The following is a 20,446-nucleotide window of genomic DNA, read 5'->3' as shown; positions in this document are numbered from 1 at the left end:
AATATATCCGCAAACACGTCGCTGACCCATTCCTCTATATCCTATTTTGTACCGCAGCAGATCTGCCAGGCGTTTTCTTCAGTTCGCTGCCTGTAATGCTCATCACTCCCCGGATCGTATTTTGTAAGATCGGCCTTTCATACACAACATTGGGAGCGAAAAACGAAAGTGCTGCAAGACCGGAAATATTTTTATATTTAATCAATTTCCTTGTTCATGATACAATTACATCATACAGGACAAATAAAAGCGGCTGATGGTCTCTAAGCCGCTTTTACCATGAACACACCTTTTATTTTATCTTCCCTTTCAATTATTACCATAATCACCGTTCATTATCATTTCCATAGTTACAGGAAGCGTTTTGTACTCGCCGAGGATATACTTCTTCAGTACAGCCACATCAGCAGATGTAACTGTATTGTCCCTGAGCATATCAGCACTCTCTATCTGGAGATCGTTGAGGACCACTCTGCCTGCAAGATACCTGTTTATTGTAATGAGATCGAATGTATTTATCTCGCCGTCGCCGTTGATATCTCCTGAGCTCTTGGGCACGGTCTGGTATCTCTCGGGGAGATATTCGTCATTCAGGCTTCCGTCTACCCTTACGAAGATCTGCTCCCAGTAGTACTTATACTGACTGTTGGGGTCGTAGGAAACAGAAACGCCTATATGGGTATACGCAGGATTGAGGATAGACTTCCAGTGATTATCCGAGCTCTTCCACTGCTCGAAGGTAGCAACGGGATCGCTGGAGCCTGCCGCAATATTCTCGGCAGCCTTTGTCCAGGGCACCAGACTTTCGTCGATTACCGTGAAGAACCTGTACTCCTCAGTGCCGTCGGGCATGATAACAGGCTCGGGACGCTCATGACTGAACTTGAATATGCACTCTCTCGAACGCACATTGGAAATGTCGTTGAGGTAAGGGACTGCCTTCAGGGGCTGAAGTCCTGCCTCTATCCTGGCCTCATTGGTGAGCCACAGGATCTCCTCTGCCATTCTGCTGTAATCGCCGTCTGTATCTGCGTTGGTGTATGAACGAGTATTGGATAAAAGGCAGACCGACATAACAGCTGCAACAATAACAGCAGCTATTCTGATAGTATATCTTCTGACGATACTCATACAAACACCTCCTTTTTCCAGATACTTACGCTAATTATAGTTTAGCACAAATACATATAAATTTAAAGAGGTTTTGACGTGGTTCGTCAGATTTCACAATAAAAATCTACTTTTTGTACAATAAAAAGTCTACAGGTTGTAATATCAGTTCTGCTTTATCCGAAAAATAATTGAATTATTTGCCTGTATATCGTTAATTATTATTGCTATTACCAATTATTTCAGAAATTCTTCCGAAATATTTGTCGGTAGCCATTATGGCAACATTGAGATAGTCCTCGATCTGATCGCGGGGATCATCGCCTGCCACTACAGCAGTTGACAGAACTACCAGCTCTCCGTTATGCTCTATGTACATCCTGCACGCAAAGCTCTCCGAGTCTGCATTGAAATCGTTCATGACCTGGTAGAGGTCCATTCCCACGCTGGAGAACTGCGCCATATGATTGAGGGCAAGGGTCAGAGCCTGATTCTCGGGATTGTAGTGAACGAACACATAGGGAGCGACCTCATGATGAGGGAGCTTTGTTCGGAACCTTATCATATCCGCATTGTTGTCGTTGAGCTCATAGGGTACGTTCTTGCTTTCGAGCAGGCCGCAGAAATCAGCCATCACGCGGTTCATTACGAGTTTATCATCCATAGTTATTTCCTCCGTTAAGGTTAGTTTTCAGTTAATATGCTGTAAATCAATTATAACATACCCGCACGATTTTGTCAATAATGTTTAAAAGGAAAAAACGCCCGTTACCGAGCGCTTTTCCCCTTTTAGGGTGGTTTATATGAAAAATGAAGATGTCATGATATCGGGATCAGCCTTACCTGAACTGATCCATATATGTCTGCTGTCCCTGTTTCGTGACCATATCGCTGACAGTGAAGGTAAAGGAGCAGCCCTCTGTTTCATTGTCGCCTGTATAGGCGGTGTATGTCCTGCCCTTTTCTATAATGGGGGAGGTCATAAGGATATGATCGTAGGATTTTTTCGGGACGTATCTGAACTCATCGCCGCCGTCCTCCTTCAGATTGAAGGGAACGCCTGCTCCGAGGATATTGTCAAAGCCTATTGACAGCACATACTGAGTAGAGCTGCCTGACGGATAATCCGCCATATCGTGATAGCCTGCCGCTATGAGTGAGCCGCCCGATACCACGAAGCCGCCGTTGCAGTCCACAGCGCCGTTCATGCCGTTTTCGGGGCCGTCCACGGTAGTATCTCCGCCCGATATGATGATATCGCCGTTGGAGTCGATACCGTCGCACCACGAGTCCACATAGAGACTGCCGCCGCTTATGGCTATGCAGACGCCTTCCTCGCGGTTTTCTCTGCCGCCTGTGCCCTTTCCTGCATTGAGGCCGTCGTCGTTGGTATACATTTTTATGTCGCCGCCGCAAATGTCTATCACAGCCGACTCCATGCCCTCGAAGGCATTGACTATATTGACGCTTCCGCCGCTGACGGTTATATTATTATCGGCGTGGATACCGTCGTCCGCTGCGCTTATGGCAAGATCCTCAGCCCCTGTAATGAACAGGCTGTCATTGGAATGGAGCCCGTCGTCCGCCGAATCCACAGTAAAGGAACCGCCGCCGATATACAGCTCTGCGCCTGCCTTTATGCCCTTGCGGCTCTTGGGAGCCTCGGTATCGAAGGAGACCTGACTGCGCTTCTTTTTCAGGAAGCTCTTTGCGGCGTCATCGTCCCCGTCAATGTTCCTGTGTCCGTCCGACAGGTCATTGCCGCCTGCCGTCGTAATGTCGAAATCTCCTCCCTCTGCGGTAAAAACAGACTCTGCCTGTATACCGTCTCCGCGGGAGTCTATAGTGAACGCGCCGTCCTTCACATAAACGAAGCCCAGCGCAGTTTCCTCTGCATTTGTCGCTTTTATACCGTCGCCGCCTGTGATGATATTCACGGTACCGCCGGCCGCCGCAAAGTAGTCCTTTGCCTTTATGCCGTCGTCTCCCGATGTGATATCCAGAGTACCGCCTGTCAGGACGATATCGTCCTTTGAACGCAGACCGCAGCCGAAATCGCTTTTCACCTTCAGACTGCCCTTGCCGTTGATGGTAAGGCTGTCCCTGCTGAACACAGCGGCGTCGGGCTCGTCCTCGCCCATGGCGGGAGCTTTTCTGCCGTCCGTGAGAGTATTCGTGCTGCCCTCCGCAAGAGTGATGAACACCTTATCGGAATCATTCACCAGTATCGGCGACGAGGTCTTGCAGGTGATATCGGCATTGTCCAGCACAAGCTGCACCTTTTCCTTCTGCGCGTCAACCACTATCTGTCCGTTATCCAGCTTTCCCGAAACGCGGTAGATACCGCCTGCGGTAACTGTAACGGTGCCGCCCTTTGCGTCTGCGCCCGTTCCCTCCACAGAAGCGCTGCTCCCGCTGAGAGTGATCTCGGCGCTGAGGCTTTCATAGGACGGGTCAAGGTCCCTGTCGGAGAATATCTCCTCAGGGGAGGGCTTTTCCACTGGTTCACGCTTTGCCGCAGCCGTAACGTTGACGATTTCCTCCGCAGCGGTGGCAGCGACCGTGCTGACCGCCTCGGAAACCACTGGTGGCTCATCGGTACTGCTGCCGTTCTTTGATGAACTGCAGCCCGCCGCAAGAGTAACAGCTATTGCTGCCGCAGTGAGCAGTCCCGGAAGCTTTTTATAATAGTCCATACAGATCTCTCTTTCTTGAATTATTATCCGTTCAGCTCCCGACCTATGAATGCATTATAAGCTACAGATATGTGTATTCTGTGATAGAAAGCTGAATTAAATGAAAAATCCTCACGGAAAGCCCGTGAGGATATTTTTTCTCGGGAAGTGGGCAAATCAGAGCCCCGAAACGGAGAAATCCACCTCGATATCGGTCCAGTCCTTGAATTCGGCAGGATCCACCAGCTGAGCCGAATAGCTGCCGTCGTTGAGCTCTGAGGGAGAATTGGGATCGTTATTGTTGAAAAGAGCGCCCTCAGCCGACCTTGCGTCTCCGGGGAGACAATCGTCCGTTACCCATTCGTTGAATATATTGGAGCGTACAGCCTCGCCCTCGGTATTGGTATAGCCCTTTTTCTTCAGCGGAACGTCTCTGCCGTCCACCTTTACTCCCTTTACCGTGATGACAGCCGACGGCAGCGCCTTTTCGCCGTCGTCGATGATAACTGCCGCAAAGCCGATGCCGTTGACCTTGTACGAGCCCTTGGGATCGCCTGCCGCAAGATACTGGAAGGCCGTACTGTTGGCGGTAACGCTTACCTTATAGTCGCCGTTGCCGTTTATATGGGCGACGCCCGCCTTGTAGCACAAGGGATTCTTCTCATCGCTGCCGCCCAGATACTGCTTATCCCAGTTTGCGTCAACTACCGCGAGATATGCGTCTCCCGAAGCGGCCTCCACGGCCTCGTTGAAGTCCACACCCTCCACGGGAGCAGTGGTGGACTCAGCCTCACCGCCGGAGGCGGTATTTGTCTTTGCGGGAGCGTTTTTATCCTTTGAGCTGCATGACGCAGCTGCTCCGCATATGATTGAAGCAGCAAGAAAAGCTGCCGCCGATCTCCTGAAAACCATTTTCATGACCTCATTCCCTTTATGTTTGTAGCTATTATAATAATACACGATAAACCGTCAGTGTTCAAGATACTTATTGAACAAAGTTTGAGCCCTGCCTGTTTTTTGAATTGTATAATTGTATTAGCTGAGCTCGAACATACCCGTATAGAGCTGGTAATACTTGCCGTGCTGAGCTATGAGCTCCCTGTGGCTGCCTCTCTCGATTATCCTGCCCTGCTCCAGCACCATTATGGCGTGGGAGTTGCGCACAGTGGACAGCCTGTGAGCTATGACGAACACCGTCCTGCCCTCCATGAGGGAATCCATGCCCTTTTCGATAAGAGCCTCGGTACGGGTGTCTATGGAGCTTGTGGCCTCGTCCAGTATGAGTACGGGAGGATCCGCAACAGCCGCCCTTGCAATGGCAAGGAGCTGTCTCTGTCCCTGTGACAGGTTGCCGCCGTCCGCGGTGAGCATGGTCTCGTAGCCGTTCTCAAGGTGCTTTATGAAGCTGTCGGCGTTTGCCAGCCTTGCGGCCGCATAGACCTCCTCGTCGGTGGCGTCCAGCTTTCCGTAGCGGATATTGTCCATGACCGTGCCTGTGAACAGGTGGGTATCCTGAAGAACTATGGACTGTGATCTTCTCAGGTCGTCCTTCTTTATCTTGTTGATGTTTATGCCGTCGTAGCGTATCTTGCCCTCGGGCACGTCGTAGAAGCGGTTTATGAGGTTGATGATCGTGGTCTTGCCCGCTCCCGTAGAGCCCACGAAGGCTATCTTCTGTCCGGGCTTTGCGTAGAGGGATATGCCGTTGAGAACGGTCTTGTTTGGCTCATAGCCGAACACCACATCATCGAACTCCACATTTCCCCTTACCTCGGTATAGGTAACGGTGCCGTCCGCCTTGTGGGGGTGTCTCCACGCCCAGCGTCCCGTCCTATCGGCGGACTCGCTGATAGTGCCGTCGGCAGCTATCTCCGCATTGACAAGGGTAACATAGCCCTCATCAGCCTCGGGCTCCTCGTCTATCACACGGAATATCCTCTCGGCGCCTGCCAGAGCCGTGAGCACCGAGTTGAGCTGCTGCGATACCTGTGTTATGGGCATCGAGAAGGAGCGTGTGAACTTCAGATAGGAGACCACCGTACCCACAGTCATGCCGCCTATGTGCTTCACCGAGAATATACCGCCGACTATGGCCGTAATAGCGTAGTGAATATAGGAGAGATTGTTCATTATGGGCATGAGGATATTCGCAAAGGTATTGGCATGGGTAGCAGCCCTGCACAGCTCCTCGTTGAGGACGTCCAGTTCCTCCTCCGCCTTTTTCTCGTGGCAGAATACCTTTACCACCTTCTGGCCGTCTATCATCTCCTCGATGTAGCCGTTTACGCTACCGAGAGCCTTCTGCTGCGCGATGAAGCCCTTGCTGCTGCGGGAGCCCACAAAGCCGATGACCCTGATTATCACGAAAAGAACGGCCACAACTATGATAGTGAGCTGCCAGCTGTATATCAGCATGGCAATGAACACGCCCGTGATAGTCACCGCCGAGCTTATGAACTGGGCGATACTGTTGCTGAGCATCTCGCGTATGGCGTCGGTATCGTTGGTATAGAGGCTCATGAGCTCGCCGTGGGTATGCTTGTCGAAGAAACGCACAGGGAGCATTTCCATCTTGCAGAAAAGGTCGTTCCTTATCCGCATGAGGGTTGTAGTGGATATCTTCATCATCATGCGCTGATAGCAGAATGAGGACAGAGCTCCCACTGCGTAGATCACAGCCATGAATGTCAGTATGCCCGCAAATTTGCCGTACTGCCATTTTCCCGTATCTATGGCGCTGTCGAGGTTGTCGATGAGGGGCTTCAGCATGAAGTCTCCCATAATGCCAACGAAGGAGCTGAACACGATACATACCACCGCCAGTGCGAACTGAAGGCGGAAGCCGTACATATAGCTGAATATGCGCTTCAGCGTTGCGAATATGTTCTCCGGCCTGGCCAGAGCTCTCTGTTTTGTCGGAGGCATTATTCGTCATCTCCCTTCTGCTGGGACTCATATACCTCGCGGTATATCTCGCTGGATACCATGAGCTCGTCATGAGTTCCGATATCCGTTATCCTGCCGCCGTCCATGACGATGATGCGGTCGGCGTCCATTACAGAGGTTATCCTCTGGGCGATTATTATGGTAGTGGTATCGGAAAGCTTCTCGCGGAATGCCTTTCTGATACTGCTGTCCGTAGCGGTATCCACAGCGCTGGTGGAGTCGTCGAGAATAATTATCCTCGGCTTTTTCAGCAGAGCCCTCGCGATACACAGTCTCTGCTTCTGTCCGCCCGAAACATTTACGCCGCCCTGTCCCAGGTCGGTGTCGTAGCCGTCGGGGAAGCCTGTGATGAAATCATGTGCGCAGGCCGCCTTGCAGGCCTCCATGATCTCCTCGTCGGTGGCGTTCTCGTTTCCCCAGCGTAGGTTGTCCCTGATAGTTCCCGAGAAGAGAACGTTCTTCTGGAGCACCATGGCCACCTGGTCGCGGAGGGTATTGAGAGCGTACTCCCTGACGTCGTGACCGCCCACTATGACCCTGCCCTCTGTGGCGTCGTAAAGACGGGGTATGAGCTGCACCAGTGAAGTCTTTGAAGAGCCCGTACCGCCGATGATACCTATGGTCTCTACCGACTGTATGTCAAGGTCTATCCTTTCAAGGGCAAGATTGCCCATATCGTCATAATAGCTGAAGCTCACGTTCTCGAAGCGCACCGAGCCGTCCTCTGCCGAGACCTGCGAGTCAGGATCGTCCTTTATGGCGGGTTCCTCCTGCAGCACCTCGTAGATACGCTGGAGTGAGGCTCTTGATACCACGAACATGATGAACAGCATGGAGAGCATCATCAGTGACATGAGTATCTGTCCCACATACATGATGAAGCTTGAAAGCTGTCCCGTTTCGATATCCCCGTTTACGGACATATGGCCGCCGAAATAGAGTATAGCCACGATGCTTGCGTACATTACCAGCTGCATTATGGGCATATTGAGAATGACCAGCTTTTCCGCCGCGAACTGCGCCAGACGGACGCTGTCAGTCTCCCGGCCGAAGCGCTCCTTCTCGTAGTCCTCACGGGCAAAGGCCTTTACCACGCGGATACCGATGAGGTTTTCCTGTATCCTGCCGTTCATGCGGTCATAGCGCCCGAGCATCTTCTCAAAGCGTGGGTGAGCCTTGGATATGATGAAGAACACCGCTCCGCCCAGGACCGGTATAGCCACAAGAAACACCACTGAAAGACTTGCGTTCTGCTTTATGGCCATAGTTGTGGCACATATGAGCATTATGGGCGAACGGAAGGCCGAGCGCAGGAACATCATGAAGGCGTTCTGTATGTTGGTGACGTCGGTGGTGAGACGTGTGGTGAGCGACGCAGTGGAGAATTTATCCACATTGGCAAAGGAAAAGCCCTGTACCCTGCGGAAAAGTCCGCCCCTGAGATTTTTTGCGAAGCCCATTGCCGCAACAGCGCTGAATCTTGCCGCCAGTGCGCCGAAGCACAGGGAACAGACCGACATGAGCACCATAAGGCAGCCCATTTTCACAACATAGTTCACATCTCCGCGCCTTATGCCGTTGTCTATGATGCGGCCTGTAACTGCGGGGATAAGCACCTCCATGAGCACCTCTCCGATTATGGTCACAGGCGAGAGAATTGCCTGTTTTTTGTATTTCCCCACATGGGAAAAGATCGTCTTATACATCATTACTCCCCTTTCAGGCCGAAAAACAGCCTAACTTATATTTTACCATTTATAATGTGTCTTGTCAAATGAGCGGAAACCATTCTCCGCTTCTTGACATCTTCCCCGTACTATAGTAAAATGTAATTCGGAGGTGTTATGATGTTAAACTACAGACCTAAAATGTTCGACGAAGCGTCGAAGTCACACGCATCAAAAAAGCTCATATGGATAATACTGTCCTTTATCGTGGTTTTCTTTGTAATACTCATACTCGAGACCATAGTCCCGGGAATAATCTCATGGGGAGCCATGAAGGAGGAAATGGCAAGGCTTTCGGCAGCGGGCTTTTCCGGCAGTGAATGGGAGCTTTCCATGAAGGCTTCACAGATAGTCTCCGCCGAGCCCAACATAATGGTACCCACCCTGCTCAGCACGGTATTCGGCACACTTGCAGCCATATTCTACTGCCGCTGCATAGAGCTCCGCCCCGTCCGCTCCATGGGCGCGGTGAAGAAGCACAGCCTGCTCAACTATGCGGTGGGCATGGTCATAGGCGCCGTCCTCATGACGTCCATAGTCCTCATGAGCAAGCTCACGGGCACAAGCAGGATGACACTCTGCGAGAATATCAACTATAAGGTATTATGCCTGTTCTTCCTGGGCTTTTTCGTACAGGGCATGAGCGAGGAATTCATCTTCCGCGGCTATTTCATGACCACCATCGGCGGCGCAGGACACCATACAGCCCTTGCTGTGGGTATCAGTGCAGTGGGCTTTGCACTTGCCCATGCCACCAATCCCGGCTTCGGCCCCATACCCTTCATCAATCTCACACTGTTCGGCGTATTCGCCGCTTTATACATGATACTCACCGACAGTATCTGGGGAGTATCCGCAATACACTCCATATGGAACTTCACACAGGGCGACCTGTACGGCATAAGCGTCAGTGGAAGCGCCGACACCGAGTCTGTGTGGCGCACCACGGCGGTCTCCGCAAAGGACTATCTCACAGGCGGAGAATTCGGCATAGAGGGAAGCCTGTTCACCACCATTGCCCTTGGCATCGGCACGGTCGCAGTGCTGTTTCTGCTCAGCAGAAAGGCAGCGGCAGCAAAGACAGCTCCCGAGGCCGCAGCATAGACCATAACATGAAGCCCCCGAGCCTCAGCTCAGGGGCTTTGCAGATAATATCGCACTACAGAACAGAATACATACGGGAGGTGCTGAAATGCTGAATTACAGACCAAAAATGTTTGACGAATCATCAGATACAAATACCTCAAAGGAATTATTCTTAATTATATGCAGCTTTGTAGTTGTATTCATGCTCATACGCGGCTTAAACGCCATTGCTCCCGCTATCGCATTATCCCGACTGATAAAACAGGAAGAGGAGATATCCTCAAATGATCCAAGAGTAAAGATACCCTACCTGTTCGGTACGGTGCTTGGCATTATAGTTGCTATTATATACTGCCGCTTCCTGGAGCACAGACCCGTCCGCTCCATGGGCGTAAAAAGGAAGGGCTTCCTTGTTCACTATCTCTCGGGCACACTGGCGGGAGCAGCCCTCATGTCGTCCACTATACTCATGACAAAGCTCACAGGCACAGGCACCGTAAAGCTCTGCGGAAACGTGAACTATAAGCTGATCGTTCTCTACCTTCTCGGCTTCTGCGTACAGGGAATGAGCGAGGAATTCGTTTTCCGCGGCTATTTCATGAACTCCATAGGCGGCGCAGGCCATCATACCGCCATTGCCGTAGGCGTAAGCGCGGCAGCCTTCGGTATTTCCCACGGTGAAAACTACGGCTTCGGCCTCCTGCCCCTTCTGAATATTGCGCTGTTCGGAGTCCTCGCATCGCTCTGCATGATACTCTTCGAGAATATATGGGGCATATCCGCCATTCATTCCATATGGAACTTCACACAGGGCAATGTGTACGGCATAAGCGTCAGCGGTACGGGAGAGACGGAATCCATATTGCGTACCACCGTCACATCGGATAAGACTTATCTGACAGGCGGAAAATTCGGCATGGAGGGAAGCATATTCACCACCATTGCCCTCGGCACAGCTGCACTGATCGTATTTCTCCTTATCCTCGGAAAGGCTGCCTCGGCAAAGAAAACTCCCGAAGCAGCAGAATAATTTCATGAATGAATACAGAAAGCCCCCGAGCCTTTGCTCAGGGGCTTTGATGTTATTACGAAAGATCCTGTACCTTGGTCTGTATTATGAGCAGAGCCATGTATCCCACGTGTACCAGTACCGCAGCTATGCAGCCCACGGAGGTCATAGCCACCGACAGTCCTCTCAGCTTCTGTGCGGGAGTGGATACGGGGAGCCTGTTCTTCCTGCGGAATATTATAAGCAGGATAAGACCCACAACTGCCGCCGCGATAAGTCCCACCGACAGCATGGCCGTCATGGTCTTGTTGTCCTTTACAAGGGATATCACCGTTACCATGCTGTTGATGAAGATGTGAACGATGACGGAGGGGACGATTGAATTATGCTTCATGTCGATGTGGCCGAAGAATATTCCGATAAGGAAGGCCAGCATGAACTGGGGCACATTACCGTGAGCCAGTCCGAAGAAGGCCGCCGAAATGATTATCGCGAACCTCTGATCCGCCTTTGAGAATATCTTCATCAGCGCACCGCGGAACATTATCTCCTCGGTCAGAGGCGCTATGATACAGCTGTATATGGTCAGTATGGCGAAGCCCAGACCCGTTTCTCCGTAATCCGTGTCCATGACAAGTGTGGAAAAACCGTACTTGGAGAAGATATCCTCGATACCGCTTGACAGGAAGCCTGCGGTGACCCATATGAACAGTCCCGCAAAGCAGTGTATCACCGCGTCGCTCACGGTATAGTCACGGGTCTGTATCATGAAGGAGGGCTTTATCTTCGCCCATTTCAGTCCTATGAAAGCAAAACCTATATTGGCTATCATGTAGATAAGGAGATTTATAGAGACGAATATGGCCCCCTTGTCCATGTAATGTGAGATAGCGCCGCTTGCTGCGTCGGGGTTCAGCTTTTTCAGTATGAACTGTATTCCCAATATGAATATCAGCGCCAGAAGATTGCTCCCCAGGAACTGGAACAGCATGGTGAAGCCGCCTATGCTGTAGTATTTCCTGATGGCGTTCTTCTCCACCTTTGCAGGCTCATAGGGCACCGAGAATTCGGGCATGGTTATCCAGGGAAGTATCTCCGAGTAGTCGTCCCTGTACCAGTGGTACTCCGTGGGGTTCCTGAAGGGATCCTTCACATCTGTCTTTGTAGCCTCGCGGCACTCCTTTTCTTTGGCCTCGAGCTGCTTGGTAAGACTGTATATCTCATGGCTGAGCGCGGCATACTCCGCACTGTAGCCCTGTGTTTCATTCATTTCCGTCAGTCATCCCTGCCTTTCTTTATGTATCTGAAGTCTATTTTACCACAAAATCAGCCAAAAGTAAAGGGGCAGGAGCCATATTTTCAAACGTTCACGGTTATTGCCGATCCGTCGGCGCTTTCCACGGTATAGGGCTTGTCTGTACCGCTGACTGTCACCGCCAGCACATCGCCCCTGCGGACAGCTTTTATCTCGGCTGCCACAGCACCGCTCCTGTCGTAAACTGCCGAAGCAGCCTCGTCGCCGTCCTCCATGCCGTATACCACTATCCTCATGCCGTCGGCGTAGTCGTAGTCGGCGGTATCGGTGAAGTTTCCGTAAACTATGATCGAACGGGGCCTTGCAAACAGAGGAAGTCCGAAGTAATCGTACTTCCTTGTGTACCAGCCGCCGCCCGTGAGCTCCTCGCCTGTCTGTATATCCGTCCATACTCCTCCGGCGGGAAGATAGAAGCTGCACCGGCCGTCCTCGCTGAAAACAGGCGCCACCAACAGGGAGTCACCCAGCATATACTGGGTATCCACAGTAAGAGCTCCGCGGTCGTGGGTGAAGTCAACGGCCATAGCCCTCATGACGGGTACTCCCGTGAGATGAGCCTTCACGGCGTTAGCCCAGATATAGGGCATGAGCCTGCCCTTCAGGCGGACGAAATGCCTTGCGACGTCGCAGCTCTCCTCGTCGTAGTTCCAGGGCACACGGTAGGAGCTGCTTCCGTGATAGCGTGAATGAGTGGACAGCAGTCCGAAGGCCGTCCAGCGCTTGTACAGGTCGGGAGTTCCCGTGGATTCAAAGCCGCCTATATCGTGGGAGAAGAAGCCGAAGCCCGACATACACAGGGAAAGTCCGCCGCGGAGGGTCTCCCCCATGGAGCTGTAATCGGAGAAGCAATCGCCTCCCCAGTGTACGGGGAACTGCTGACAGCCTGCGGTGGCAGCTCTTGCAAAAAGGCAGCCCTTTCCGTCAAGCGCTTCAAATACCGTCCTGTTGTACAGATAGGAGTAATAGTTGTGCATCCTGTAGGGATCGGAGCCGTCGCTGTACACCACATCGGTGGGGATACGCTCACCGAAATCCGTCTTTACCGCGTCCACGCCCATATCTGCCAGCCTGCGCACCTGCGCCGCGAACCACTCTCTTGCCTCTGCATTGGTGAAGTCTATAACAGCCATTCCGGGCTGCCACATATCACACTGGAACACCGAGCCGTCCCTTTTCCTAATGAAATAGCCCTTTTCCATGCACTCACGGAACACAGGGGACTTCTGTCCCACATAGGGATTTATCCACACGCATATCCTCGGCCCCTGCTTTTTCAGCCTTGCCAGCATTGCCGCAGGCTCGGGGAACCTGCTCTCGTCCCATCTGAAGCTGCACCACTCCATCTCCTTCATCCAGAAGCAGTCGAAGTGGAAAACATCGAGGGGGATTTCCCTGCGTTTCATCTCGCTGATGAAGGAGCTTACCGTCTCCTCGTCATAGTCGGTGGTAAAGGAGGTGGACAGCCACAGTCCGAAGGACCAGGGCGGCGGCAGGGCAGGCCTGCCCGTAAGAGCGGTATAGCGCTCTATGACATCCGCGACAGTATCGCCGCCGAAGATGAAATACTCCAGCTCCTCCCCCTGCACGGAAAAGGCCGTCCCCGATACGTTCTCGCTTCCCACCTCGAAGCTTACCCTTTCGGGAGTATTCACGAACACGCCGTAGCTCCTTGAGGAAACGAAGAACGGCACCGACTTGTAGCTCTGCTCGGTGCAGGTGCCGCCGTCATCGTTCCAGACCTCAACGGTCTGGCCGTTCTTCACGAAGGCGGTGAACTTCTCGCCAAAGCCGTAGATGTACTCCCCAACGGACAGCCCCAGCATCTCGCGGATATAGGTGCTGCCGCCGTTGTCGTATGCGGAGAAGAAGCGCTGCTCCCTGTTCTCGGCTTCTGCCAGCCTTCTGCGGAAAGGCTCCTCCGTGACGATGGAGGTAGTACGCCAACCCGAGCGTGTAAGGAGCCTGTCACCGAAACGGTAGGATATATCCCACTCGCCGCCCGTCTTACCGGTTCTGACTGAGGTATTACCCGATATGAGCTCATAGCCGCCGTCCCCGGTACGCCTTATTACGGGACGGAAGCCGCTGTCCTCGCCGAGTTCAAAGGACGGGGACTTTTTTACGCCGCCGCTGAAGTGCCTGATCGTTACCTTTATGCTGTTTTCCAGAGTGGACGTAAATGTGACCGTGAGCATGGGGCCGCCAAGAGTCATGCCCCTGTTAGAGATGAAGTGAGTCGCCGCCCACACCGTCAGGGACCTGTCGTCCGCTTCGGTTTCATATATCTGAGCCGCCCAGCGGACGTCATAGCCTGTCCTGCTGAGCCAGTAGCCGTCTGAGACCTTCATTTTTCAACACCCTTTCCCGAAGTATCCGATAATGTCATGATAGTATCATCATATCATGTTTTTATGAACTTTTCAATCCGCCGTGTTCTTTGTTTTCTTAACTTTCTGCATTTTTTCACCAATGCAAAATGGTAATTCCACGCTCTGGATTTTCGGCACATATATGAAAAACAGCCCAGTCGTCACGACTGTTCAAAAATTGCGATTACCGTCGCAATTTATGGTAATATCATCATTTTTGCATTTTACAGCACACAGATACAACGAGATATATATAACATATAGTGCAAAATGTCACTCATTTTCCGAAATAGTACTTTTATGCTGTTGATAGTAAAATAATGACCTAAATTTTGTTTTCGGCAACGTATTTTGGGGACTTCCGTCATTTTGTACACCTAATCTGTATTTTGGGGGTTGCAAACTATAAATTAATGCAGTAAAATGAGTGTGACAACATGGAATGGTATGCCGTGTATCATTGCGTGAAAACGAAAAAATAAAATAATAAATATGAGGAGGAGAATGTATGAAAATCAAAAGACTGGTTGCAAGTCTTGCAGCTGCAAGCTGTATGTCGACCACGATAGTTGCACTGCCCGATCTTGTGCAGCGCACCTACGCGGCTTCTGTAGTTAGCAACGACTTCGAGCGCAACTACGAGGGCTGGTACGGCAGCAGCGATACTGTGGAGCTCACCGCTAACTCAGCGGCGGGCGTGAATATGTCCAGAGGCATGAAGGTCTCGGGACGTACTTCCAGGGAGGACGGAGCTCTTTCGTCAAAGGGTCTGTACCTTTTCGGCGGAGATACCTACACCTACAGTATCAAGGTATACAGCAGGACAGCTGAAAGATTCCATCTCACACTTACAACTATCGACGAGGAAACAGAGGAAGAGACCACCGTTGAGCTGGCCGCAAAGGACGCAGAGGCAGGCCAGTGGACAGAGCTGAAGGGCACCTACAAGGCTCCCAAGAACAGCTACGAGTTCAGGGTAGGCATCAGGAACGATTCCACAGAGGACTTCTTCTTCGATGATTTCCTTATCACAGGCGACAAGAAGGCTCTTGAGGCACACGCGGCTCCCTCAGGCAAGGGCCTGAAGGACGAGTTCGCCGATTACTTCCGCGTTGGTAACATCTTCAACGGCGGTACTATCAAGAACAGCGGAATCCAGGGCATACTGCTCAAGGACTGCAACGCTATCGAGTGCGAGAACGAGACTAAGCCATGGGACACTCTGGTACAGGACGGCTCCACTGATACAAATGTAAAGGTATCACTCAGCAGCTGCGCAGCTATCTGCGATTTCTGTGTAAAGAACGGCCTCGGCTTCAGAGGACATACTCTTGTATGGCACAGCCAGACCCGTGAGTGGTTCTTCAGAGAAGGCTTCAACGAGAACGGTGCTTATGTAAGCGCTTCAACCATGGATCAGCGTATGGAGAGCTACATAAAGAATATGTTCAATGCATTCAAGACCCAGTATCCCGACCTTGACCTTTATGCATACGACGTATGCAACGAGGTGGTTTACGACGGCACAGCCAGAAACGGCGGTGCAAGACCTACCACAGGCAACGACAGATCATCATGGGTCCAGGTATACGGCGGCAACTCCTTCGTTGAGAAGGCCTTCACCTACGCAAGAAGGTATGCACCTTCCACCTGTAAGCTCTACTACAACGATTACAATGAGTTCGCAGGCGACAAGAAGAACTGCATAATCAATACTATCCTCAAGCCTCTCATGGCTAAGGGACTCATCGACGGCATGGGAATGCAGTCGCACGTAAGCGCAGCTTCAGGCCAGTATGACTGGGGCGGAACTCCTTCCTACCTGGCTGCAATGGACGATTACCTCAGCCTGGGTCTCGATGTTCAGATAACTGAGCTCGATATCTCCACAGAGGCAGGAAAGTACTCATTACAGCAGCAGGCCGAAAAGTACAAGGCTATATTCCAGCACGCTGTTGAAGCAAACAAGAGCGGCAAGTACAAGGGCAAGGTTACTCTCGTACAGGTATGGGGACCCAATGACAACAACTCGTGGGTAGGCACCGACAAGCAGACAGGCAAGAGCAATGCTCCCCTCCTCTACGACGGAAATAACCAGCCCAAGCAGGCATATGAATACATTACATCCATTATCCCTGACAGCCAGTGGGGCACAGGCCTTCCTTACAAGGGACCCGGAAGCAGCGGCTATGAGCCCAAACCCGTTGAGCCTCCCAAGGTAAACAGCGACGGCTACTGGTTCCACAGCACCTTCGAGAACTCGGATGACGACTGGATAGGCAGAGGCTCCGCTTCAGTAGCTACCAGCAGCACAACAAAGTATCAGGGCAGCAAGGCTCTCTATGTAACAGGCCGTGAGGCTTCATGGAACGGCGCTGCTATCAACCTTGATTCTTCCATCTTCCAGAACGGCGAGGAGTACAGCTTCTCGGTAAATGCCTGCTATCTTGACGGCGATCAGGAATCACAGGAGTTCAAGCTCACACTCCAGTACAACGACAGCAACAACGATCCTCACTACGATAAGATCGCTATTGCTTCAGCTCCCAAGGGCGAGTGGGTACAGCTTGCAAACACCAACTTCCAGATACCCGCTGACGCTTCCGATCTTCAGCTCTACGTTGAGACCACTGACGAGAACGTATACGGCAACTTCTATATAGATGAAGCCATTGCCGCTCCCGCAGGCACAAAGATCGACGGCGCAGGACAGCCCCATATACGCACACTTATCCTCGGCGATGTAAACTTCGACGAGTGCATAGATTCTCTTGATATGATCGCTGCAAGAAGAGGACTCCTCAAGGGCGGCTTCGATGATACACTCACTCAGAAGGCTGCCGACGTTGACCAGAACAGGACCTTTGAGGTCGCAGATCTGGTGCTCCTCCAGCAGTACATCCTCAAGAAGATCACAGAATTCCCCGTAAACAAACCACAAGTAGACCTTGGTGCACTTGCATCTAAATTTGGAACAGTGACTATTGCAGATTCATGGAAAAAGGATAACGAGAACAATCCTCTTACAACACAGCGCTTCGGCGCAGACCCCGGCTGGATGGTATATGACGGAAGACTTTACATCTATACCACCAACGATGCTTTCGAGTATGTAAACGGAAACATCAGAACAAACGAATATGAGGTCCGTACGATCAACTGCGTATCTACAGACGATATGGTCAACTGGACAGACCACGGTGCTATCCCCGTTGCTTACGACCGCGGCGCACTTCCCAACGGTGCAGCTAAGTGGGCAGCTCGTTCATGGGCTCCCGATGCAGCATGGAAGATGATAGACAACAAGCCCAAGTTCTTCCTCTACTTCGCAAACAACGGTTCAGGTATCGGCGTTCTTACAGCCGACAGCCCCACAGGTCCCTGGTCAGATCCTATCGGCCATGAGCTCATCAGCCGCAACACACCTAACTGCGGAAACGTAGAATGGCTCTTCGATCCCGGCGTATACTACGACGAAGCAACAAATGAGGCTTACCTCTTCTTCGGCGGCGGTAAGAAGGAAAATGACGGCAACGGCTACGACAACCCCAAGACAGGACGCTGCGTAAAGCTCGGTGACGACATGATCTCTATCGAGGGTACTCCTCAGACAATGGAGACACCTTACCTCTTCGAGGACTCCAGCCTTATCAAGATAGGCGACACATGGTACTACTCGTACTGTGCAAACTGGAACGTTCCCAACAACACTAACATCAACGGCGTAAGCTTCGGCAACGCAGATATCCTTTACATGACTTCCAAGAATCCTCTCGGACCCTGGACAAAGAATCAGCTCGCAGGCAATGTATTCAGAAATACAGGCTCGCAGGGCATCGACAACGGCGGTAACAACCATCACTCCATCATCTACTACAAGGATAAGTACTACGTTGCATACCATTCACGTCAGCAGGAGATGCGTATGAACGGCGGCAAGGACAGAAACTACCGTTCAACTCAGATCAATGAGTGTACATACAATGCATCAAACGGCTCACTCTTCTGTAAGGGCGATATGACAGGTGTATCACAGATACAGAACCTCGATCCTACAAAGACTGTACGCGCAGCAACAATGGCTAACGAGTCAAAGGGCATAAGCGTATCAGGCGTAGGCAACACAACAGTAGAGTTCAAGAAGGGCGAATGGGCAAAGGTAAGCAAGGTCGACTTCTCCAAGGTAAAGAGCGGCACACTTACAGCCAAGGCTTCTTCCAAGAACGGCGCTATCATCAAGGTGGTAGCAGGTTCAAGAACAGGCGACGCTATCACTTATATCGAAGTACCCGCAGGCGGCTCAATGGAGACTATCGAGACTCCTCTGGCAGATATTCCTACAGGTGCAACAGATATTTACTTCATCGCTAACGGCGATTTAAGCTTCGACAGCTGGTCAATAGCATAATTTTATAATTCTTTTCGATGTTGATCTGTGCGGTGCATCTGCACAACGCGCCGCACAGATTGATATAATTCCAAAAATAAATTGTAAGGGACAAATCAGAACAGGAAAGCCGTGCTTAGGCAGCACGGCTTTCTTGTTGCTATACGGAAAAAGGAGTACCTCGCGGTACTCCTTTTTATGTGCTGTAAGCGATGTACAATTATCAGTTCTGATGATAGTGAGCGAGCTTGCAAGCTACAACGCGGCAAGGGTGCAGCGTCACGCTGCTCCTTTTTTCATAATATGAAGCAGATGAGCCCCGAACAGCCCTCGTTTATCACCCTTTCGAGAGTTTCCTGAAGCTTCATACGCGCGTCCACAGGCATTTTGAAAAGCTTGCTGTGAAGCCCCTCGTTCACCAGCTCGTGGAGGGACTTGCCGAAGATATTGCTCTCCCATATCCTCTTGGGATCGTCGTCGAAGCCGTCCAGCAGATACATCACCAGCTCCTCGGACTGCCGCTCCGTGCCTACGATAGGACTTACGGTGGTATTGATATTCGCCTTCATCAGGTGTATGGAGGGCGCTGAGGCCTTGAGCTTCACGCCGTATTTTCCGCCCTGACGTATGATCTTCGGCTCCTCCAGGGACATCTCCTCCAGCTCGGGCATGACTATGCCGTACCCCGTAGCCTCCACCTCCGCGAGGGCAGGCTCTATGCGCTTGTACTTGCGGCGTATTTCGTTGAGCTCCGTAAGCAGCGGCATGAGGTCGCTCTCGCTCTCGATATCTATACCCGTTGTCTCACCCAGTATCTTATAGAACAGGCTGTTATCCAGCTCCGCTGTGATAGTCACGGAGCCCTTGCCGAGGTCGATGCTGCTTATCTCCGCCTTTACCACATCGGGACACTCACCGATAGCCGCAGCCGCGTCCGCTGCCTCACGGACGAGACGTATATCCTTGGCCGCCGCCCTTATGCAGTCAAGTATCTCCGACCTGAGCCAGTGCCCCTTTTCAAGGGAATTTATCCACCGTGCGGTGCGGATATTTATCTCCTTTACGGGGAAGGAAAAGAGTATCTCCCTGATTATCCCGCGTATATCCTCCTCGCTGAGCTCCAGACAGTTCACGGGAATGACCTGCGCGTCATAGCGCTCCGTCAGCTGAGCCGCAAGAGCTTTTGTCTCCGCCGCCCGTGGGTCCACAGTATTGAGTATCACCACAAAGGGCTTGCCAAGCTCTCTCAGCTCGCGGATAACGCGCTCCTCGCACTCCTCATACTCCTCACGGGGGATATCCGTAACGGAGCCGTCCGTGGTAATGACCAGTCCAATGGTAGAGTGGTCGGTTATGACCTTCTGGGTGCCTATCTCCGCTGCCATATTGAAGGGTATCTCCTCATCGAACCATGAGGTCATTACCATACGGGGCTGCTCGTTTTCGATATAGCCGAGAGCGCTGGGTACTATATAGCCCACGCAGTCTATGAGGCGGACATTGAAGCCTGCGCCCTCTCCCAGGTCGATGCGTACCGCCTCCTCGGGGATAAACTTTGGCTCCGTAGTCATAATGGTCTTGCCTGCCGCGGACTGCGGAAGCTCGTCGAGAGCTCTTTCACGCATGAATTCACTGTTTATATTTGGTATCACCAGCGATTCCATAAACCGCTTGATAAAGGTGGACTTGCCCGTGCGGACCGGCCCCACCACGCCGATATAGATATCGCCGCCTGTACGCTCCGCGATATCGCTGTATATATCTTTAGTCATACAATACTCCTTTTTATAAGAACTATGTTCTGAGACCCAAGAACCAGGAT

General features: G+C 51.7%; 12 protein-coding genes. 3 read left to right on the top strand and 9 right to left on the bottom strand.

What is annotated here, in order from left to right:
- Positions 1-309: 309 nt before the first annotated feature.
- The 6 genes from Q0Y65_RS07875 to Q0Y65_RS07850 all read right to left on the bottom strand — a co-directional run bounded on the left by Q0Y65_RS07875 (position 310) and on the right by Q0Y65_RS07850 (position 8,437).
- Entirely contained in the window at positions 310-1,131 is an 822-nt protein-coding gene (locus tag Q0Y65_RS07875; protein ID WP_297958683.1) for a CAP domain-containing protein, read from the bottom strand.
- 193 nt (positions 1,132-1,324) lie between these two features.
- Complete coding sequence (locus tag Q0Y65_RS07870; protein ID WP_297958681.1) at positions 1,325-1,774, bottom strand: YbjN domain-containing protein; 450 nt, start codon at positions 1,772-1,774, stop codon at positions 1,325-1,327.
- A gap of 175 nt (positions 1,775-1,949) precedes the next feature.
- Positions 1,950-3,806 carry a carbohydrate-binding domain-containing protein gene (locus Q0Y65_RS07865; RefSeq protein WP_297958679.1) on the bottom strand — a complete coding sequence of 619 codons (1,857 nt, stop codon included), beginning with the start codon at positions 3,804-3,806 and terminating at the stop codon, positions 1,950-1,952.
- Between the two features lie 156 nt (positions 3,807-3,962).
- On the bottom strand, positions 3,963-4,697 hold the full coding sequence (locus Q0Y65_RS07860) for a hypothetical protein (protein WP_297958677.1): 735 nt from the start codon (positions 4,695-4,697) through the stop codon (positions 3,963-3,965).
- A 123-nt stretch (positions 4,698-4,820) separates the two neighbouring features.
- Positions 4,821-6,710 carry an ABC transporter ATP-binding protein gene (locus tag Q0Y65_RS07855; protein WP_297958675.1) on the bottom strand — a complete coding sequence of 630 codons (1,890 nt, stop codon included), beginning with the start codon at positions 6,708-6,710 and terminating at the stop codon, positions 4,821-4,823.
- Complete coding sequence (locus Q0Y65_RS07850; RefSeq protein ID WP_297958672.1) at positions 6,710-8,437, bottom strand: ABC transporter ATP-binding protein; 1,728 nt, start codon at positions 8,435-8,437, stop codon at positions 6,710-6,712. Before Q0Y65_RS07850 ends, Q0Y65_RS07855 begins: the two co-directional genes overlap by 1 nt.
- 141 nt (positions 8,438-8,578) lie before the next feature.
- Here Q0Y65_RS07850 and Q0Y65_RS07845 point away from each other — a divergent pair, with 141 nt between their 5' ends.
- The gene (locus Q0Y65_RS07845; RefSeq protein WP_297958670.1) at positions 8,579-9,562 is read left to right on the top strand and encodes a CPBP family intramembrane glutamic endopeptidase; all 984 of its coding nucleotides are present in this window, start codon (positions 8,579-8,581) and stop codon (positions 9,560-9,562) included.
- A gap of 88 nt (positions 9,563-9,650) precedes the next feature.
- Positions 9,651-10,574, top strand: a complete 924-nt coding sequence (locus tag Q0Y65_RS07840) for a CPBP family intramembrane glutamic endopeptidase (protein WP_297958668.1) — start codon at positions 9,651-9,653, stop codon at positions 10,572-10,574.
- Between the two features lie 55 nt (positions 10,575-10,629).
- On the opposite strand, the gene Q0Y65_RS07835 is transcribed toward Q0Y65_RS07840, so the two are convergent.
- Both Q0Y65_RS07835 and yicI read right to left on the bottom strand, forming a co-directional pair.
- Positions 10,630-11,823: a CPBP family intramembrane glutamic endopeptidase gene (locus tag Q0Y65_RS07835; RefSeq protein WP_297958666.1), complete on the bottom strand. Its 1,194-nt coding sequence runs from the start codon at positions 11,821-11,823 to the stop codon at positions 10,630-10,632.
- An 89-nt stretch (positions 11,824-11,912) separates the two neighbouring features.
- Entirely contained in the window at positions 11,913-14,216 is a 2,304-nt protein-coding gene (gene yicI, locus Q0Y65_RS07830) for an alpha-xylosidase (RefSeq protein WP_297958665.1), read from the bottom strand.
- Positions 14,217-14,745: 529 nt separating this feature from the next.
- On the opposite strand from yicI, the gene Q0Y65_RS07825 reads away from it, so the two are divergent.
- A complete protein-coding gene (locus Q0Y65_RS07825; RefSeq protein WP_297958663.1) occupies positions 14,746-18,645 on the top strand; it encodes an endo-1,4-beta-xylanase in 3,900 nt (1,299 codons plus the stop codon).
- 275 nt (positions 18,646-18,920) lie between these two features.
- Here the strand turns inward: Q0Y65_RS07825 and spoIVA are convergent, their stop codons facing one another.
- Complete coding sequence (gene spoIVA / locus Q0Y65_RS07820) at positions 18,921-20,396, bottom strand: stage IV sporulation protein A (protein ID WP_297958662.1); 1,476 nt, start codon at positions 20,394-20,396, stop codon at positions 18,921-18,923.
- Positions 20,397-20,446 lie beyond the last annotated feature (50 nt).

Origin of the sequence: uncultured Ruminococcus sp., from assembly GCF_947301925.1 — a bacterium.
In the GTDB taxonomy this organism is placed as follows: domain Bacteria; phylum Bacillota; class Clostridia; order Oscillospirales; family Ruminococcaceae; genus Ruminococcus.
Note: the sequence above shows the minus strand (reverse complement) of the source record. Positions and strands in the feature narration are given on the sequence as shown.